Below are 5,038 nucleotides of genomic sequence, written 5' to 3' on the forward strand. Positions count from 1 at the left end.
GCGTTCTTTCGGGAAAACCGTGTTCCCAGGATTTGCGAGGACTTCGTCCGAACGCGGCCCGCCTCTAACGCAGCCTCGCAGGCTCGGCAGCTGCTACGGGAATAACCTTCATCCGTATTTCAACATTGTGATGCGCAACGAACGAGCAAGCTCCTTCGCCACGGAGGCTGGTGGTTGTCCGAGAGTATTGGGCTAGAGCCATCAAGCGGGTAAATACGGCCTAGGTAGGGGCATGACGCTGCACCATTGCTGTGCAATACTCGGTGCCGTTTTGCTGGCGAGTTCACGGAAGAATCCCAGGTAATGCCCCTCCGCAAATGCGGATTTTGCCGAGAATTCCCGCTGAATCTTGTCGTTTATATAGTGAAAAGCCCTACGTTGAGCTTTTTATACTGCACGCCCCGCTGATCTTGCAGGTTTTGTCCTACAAGACGGATCTACCCATGAGGTGGATCCGGTTTCAGGAAGTCCAGGCTTATCGGTCTGTACTTCGACACTCGGTGGCTATATCCAATAACAAGACGAGGTTTACCCCTATGCCCGTTGGCAATCACCAGCCCCACGGCGAGACCGCTCAGGGCGGCCCGCTCAAACGCGAACTCGGCGAACGGCATATTCGCTTGATGGCGCTCGGCGCCTGTATCGGTGTCGGTCTGTTCCTCGGTTCAGCCAAGGCCATCGAAATGGCCGGCCCGGCAATCATGCTGTCTTACATCATCGGTGGTCTGGCGATCCTGGTGATCATGCGCGCCCTTGGCGAAATGGCGGTGCACAACCCGGTCGCGGGCTCGTTCAGTCGTTACGCACAAGATTATCTCGGCCCGTTGGCGGGTTTCCTCACGGGCTGGAACTACTGGTTCCTGTGGCTGGTGACCTGCGTCGCGGAAATTACCGCGGTGGCGGTGTACATGGGCATCTGGTTCCCCGATGTGCCGCGCTGGATCTGGGCACTGGCGGCACTGGTGAGCATGGGCTCGATCAACCTGATCGCGGTCAAGGCCTTCGGTGAGTTCGAGTTCTGGTTCGCCCTGATCAAGATCGTCACCATCATTGCGATGGTGGTCGGCGGTGTCGGTGTGATCGCCTTCGGTTTTGGCAACGACGGCGTTGCGCTGGGGATTTCCAACCTGTGGAGCCATGGCGGTTTCATGCCCAATGGCGTGCAGGGCGTATTGATGTCCCTGCAAATGGTGATGTTCGCCTACCTGGGGGTCGAGATGATCGGCTTGACGGCCGGTGAAGCGAAGAACCCGCAGAAGACTATTCCGAATGCCATCGGCTCGGTGTTCTGGCGCATCCTGCTGTTCTACGTCGGCGCGCTGTTCGTGATTCTGTCGATCTACCCCTGGAACGAAATCGGCACTCAGGGCAGTCCGTTTGTGATGACCTTCGAGCGTCTGGGCATCAAGACCGCTGCCGGCATCATCAATTTCGTGGTGATTACTGCCGCGCTGTCGTCCTGCAACGGCGGTATCTTCAGCACCGGGCGCATGCTTTATAGCCTGGCGCAGAACGGCCAGGCCCCGGCCGCTTTCGCCAAGACCTCGAACGGCGTGCCGCGTCGCGCCTTGTTGCTGTCGATCGGCGCGCTGCTGCTGGGCGTGTTGCTCAACTACCTGGTGCCGGAAAAAGTCTTTGTCTGGGTCACCGCCATCGCGACTTTCGGTGCGATCTGGACGTGGGTGATGATCCTGCTGGCGCAGCTCAAATTCCGCAAAGGCCTGAGCCCGGCTGAACGTGCCGGTCTCAAGTACCGCATGTGGCTGTACCCGGTGAGCTCCTACCTGGCGCTGGCGTTCCTGGTGTTGGTGGTTGGCCTGATGGCCTACTTCCCGGACACCCGCGTCGCACTGTACGTGGGGCCTGCGTTCCTGGTGCTGCTGACGGTGCTGTTTTATGTGTTCAAGTTGCAACCGACCGGTGCCCCGCAAGGTGCGGTGCGCACGGCTTCGTAATCGTCTGATGCTGTAAAAGCGAAAGCCCCGGTCGAGTGACCGTGGCTTTTTGGTTTCAGGCGGCTACTACTTGCGCCGGTCGGTTCAGCCGTTTGTTCCAATCCAGCCATGCGGCCAGTACGGCCATCAATCCCGCCCCCAGCAGGGCGCTGAAAACCTGCATGACCAGCGCATCCCCGGCCAGCGAGTTGAGCATGTCCGCCAGCGGCGCCAGCAGCACACCCAGACAAAACACTTCCAGCGAGTAACGGCCCATGCGGCAGCTTTGCCGCGCCAGCCAGTTCTGCGTCCAGCCACTGTTGGGCAAGAGTTTGGCGATCACGTAAGCCAGTGCCAGAAAGTGCAGCAGCCGCGCCGGTGACAGGTTGGTCTTGTTGATCGGGTACAGCCATTCGCCCAGCATCCGGGGCATGAGCGCGTCATGCACCGTCGGCCATTTCCACGACACTGCGATCAGCCCGGTGATCAGCAGATAGGTCGCTGCCGCAACAAACAGTGGTTGATGTGGCAAGGTGCGGGCGTCCGGCAAAGCGGGGCGTTGACCGTGAATCGCCGCTGCGCCACCGAGGATAAACAGCAACTGCCAGGCCATCGGATTGAAGAACCACACGCCACCCTCGGTGGCCGCCAGGTTCCATTGAAACCACGGCGCCAGCATGTACAGCACCACCGACAACCCGACTACGTACTCGGCCTTGCGCAGCAACATCGGCAACACCAGCGGCAGCCCGAGCAACAGCAGAATGTACAACGGCAACGGGTCCATCAGGTTGGGTTTGAAGCGCAGCAGCAACTCATCGACCAAGGCCTGTTGCGGGTTGCTGAGGAAGTATTGCAGGCCCATTTCCCGCACCAGGTCACGGGTTTCCACATGGCTGTTGGCAAAGAACACGATGCCCATCAGCACTGCCAGCAGAAAGATATGCACCACGTACAGCAACCAGGCGCGGCGCAGGATTTTCACCGTCGCAATCAGCAAACCATCGCGTCGGGCAATCTTGCCGTAGGCCAGCACCGCCGCGTAGCCCGCCAGAAACACGAAGATTTCCGCCGCATCGCTGAAACCGAAATTGCGCACCGTGAAATGGGCAAGGGGGTTGTGTGGCACGTGATCCCAGAAAATGAAGATCAGTGCCAGTCCGCGAAAGAAATCGATACGAAGGTCGCGTCCTTGGGTCATGACAACGGGCTCTTGAACAGATGTGAGTAAAGGGTGGTCCGCGGGGCAAAAGACTGTGCGCCGCACATCGGCGGCGCGCAGGGTGGCGCGATTTGGCGGCAATTGCAAAGGCCGGATATTACCGGATGTCTCAGCGGCGAACGGAGCGGGTTGGGGGCGTATCTCTGAACGTTGAAGCGCGTCGCTAGAACAGCATTTTTAGCCACTGGTCTATTTGTTGACTGGAAAATAGACAAGCGGACCAAGGGTGCCAAGCTTTCAACTGGGCAGGTGTTCAGACTGGAAACAAACGTAATGGACATGAGAGCCGCATTTCACGGTTTCCCCAGATTCGTGTCGGTTGGCCTGCTTAATACGTTGATCCACTGGTCGGCGTTTTTTGTTCTGCACACAGTCATGGGATTTCGTCAGGCACCCAGTAACTTCGTGAGCTTTTGTCTGGCCGTTTCATTTTCCTTTTATGCCAATGCGCGATACACCTTCAAACAAAGAACCAGTGTTCTACGGTACGTGTTGTTTGTCGGGCTCATGGGGGTGTTGAGTTATGGCGTGGGGTATGTGGCGGATCAGTTACGGCTGCCGGGGTTGATGACGTTAGTGGTCTTTTCGAGTATCAGCCTGGTCTGCGGTTTTTTTTACTCGAAATATTTCATCTTTCGGGGGCGTGAGCAGTGAAGATCTCGCTGATTGTTCCCGTCTTCAATGAAGAACAGGCGATTAACCTGTTTTATCAGGCGGTTCGTCAGGAACTGTCGATTGCTGATTGTGACGTCGAGATTGTGTTCATCAATGACGGCAGTTCCGACCAGACAGCAGCACAGGCCAAAGCCATCGCGTTGGCTGACGAGCATGTGCTGGTCATCAATTTTTCGCGCAATTTTGGCAAGGAGCCCGCGTTATTTGCCGGGTTGGAGTACGCCACCGGCGATGCGGTGATACCAATGGATGTCGACTTGCAGGACCCGATCAGTGTGATCCCCTTGTTGATCCGGGAGTGGCAGAACGGGGCTGATGTGGTACTTGCCAAGCGCCACGATCGCACCGCCGACAGTTATATGAAGCGGCACAGCGCGGCACTGTTCTATCACCTGTTGAACCGGATTGCTTATACCCGGATAGAAGAGAACGTCGGTGATTTCCGGTTAATGGACCGCAAGGTCGTGAATGTAATTCGCACGCTCCCGGAACATCGGTTATTCATGAAGGGCATCCTCTCATGGGCGGGGTTCAATACCGCAGTTGTCGAATACGAACGGGCCGAGCGTGTGGCGGGTACCACCAAGTTCAATGTTTGGAAACTCTGGAATCTGGCGCTGGAAGGGATTACGTCTTTCAGTACAGTGCCCTTGCAGTTGTGGACGTATGTCGGTAGCGCGATTTCCCTGTTTGCAATTATCTATGCCATTTACATGGTGCTGGACAAGATTTTCTTCGGCAATAATGTTCCGGGATACCCTTCGTTGATGACCGCGATTTTATTCCTGGGGGGTGTTCAACTGATCGGAATTGGCATATTGGGTGAGTATGTGGGGCGAATCTATATTGAGTCGAAACATCGGCCGAGGTATGTGGTGAAAGATATTGTAGGCGGCAAAGGAGCGCCGAAATGAAGGTGGCAAGTGTATTGAGTAGGGAGTTGCCCAGTCGTGAAGTGTTCGTGTTTTTTTTACTCGCCACTCTTGTTTATGTACTCCCTCTGATACTGGTCGATTATTACTATATAGATGATAACTGGCGGTCCTTGGCGGCCGGTACTGGCTGGGTGGGGCAGGGACGGTTACTGGTCGAACTGTTTTACAACACCTTGAGCTTCACCTCGGGCGCGCCCGATATGTTCCCCTTACCCTTGCTGATCGCCACGCTTGCCATGGCATTTGCCTTGACGAAACTGACGATGCATTAC

At 56.5% G+C, this 5,038-nt stretch carries 4 protein-coding genes and 1 pseudogene; 4 read left to right on the forward strand and 1 reads right to left on the reverse strand.

The annotated features are described in order from the left end of the window. The first annotated feature begins 536 nt into the window (after positions 1-536). The gene (locus AC1DH9_RS22035) at positions 537-1,955 is read left to right on the forward strand and encodes an amino acid permease (protein WP_427541166.1); all 1,419 of its coding nucleotides are present in this window, start codon (positions 537-539) and stop codon (positions 1,953-1,955) included. A gap of 55 nt (positions 1,956-2,010) precedes the next feature. Here AC1DH9_RS22035 and AC1DH9_RS22040 read toward each other — a convergent pair whose 3' ends face one another. After that, the gene (locus AC1DH9_RS22040; protein WP_427541163.1) at positions 2,011-3,135 is read right to left on the reverse strand and encodes an OpgC family protein; all 1,125 of its coding nucleotides are present in this window, start codon (positions 3,133-3,135) and stop codon (positions 2,011-2,013) included. Positions 3,136-3,306: 171 nt separating this feature from the next. Between AC1DH9_RS22040 and AC1DH9_RS22045 the strand changes: the two genes are divergently transcribed. The 3 genes and pseudogenes from AC1DH9_RS22045 to AC1DH9_RS22055 all read left to right on the forward strand — a co-directional run. Beyond that, positions 3,307-3,810: a GtrA family protein gene (locus tag AC1DH9_RS22045; protein ID WP_477808775.1), complete on the forward strand. Its 504-nt coding sequence runs from the start codon at positions 3,307-3,309 to the stop codon at positions 3,808-3,810. Then, positions 3,807-4,745, forward strand: coding sequence for a glycosyltransferase family 2 protein (locus tag AC1DH9_RS22050; protein ID WP_427541157.1), 939 nt, complete (start codon positions 3,807-3,809; stop codon positions 4,743-4,745). Before AC1DH9_RS22045 ends, AC1DH9_RS22050 begins: the two co-directional genes overlap by 4 nt. Then, positions 4,742-5,038: pseudogene (locus AC1DH9_RS22055) on the forward strand (glucosyltransferase domain-containing protein); the annotation flags it as partial. The gene AC1DH9_RS22050 and the pseudogene AC1DH9_RS22055, both read left to right, overlap by 4 nt.

The organism is Pseudomonas sp. 05T35 (assembly GCF_056396605.1).

Bases quoted from the DNA above. Each gene is read 5' to 3' on its own strand.
- AC1DH9_RS22040 (WP_427541163.1), bottom strand. From the start codon at position 3,135: ATGACCCAAGGACGCGACCTTCGTATCGATTTCTTTCGCGGACTGGCA.
- AC1DH9_RS22035 (WP_427541166.1), top strand. From the start codon at position 537: ATGCCCGTTGGCAATCACCAGCCCCACGGCGAGACCGCTCAGGGCGGC.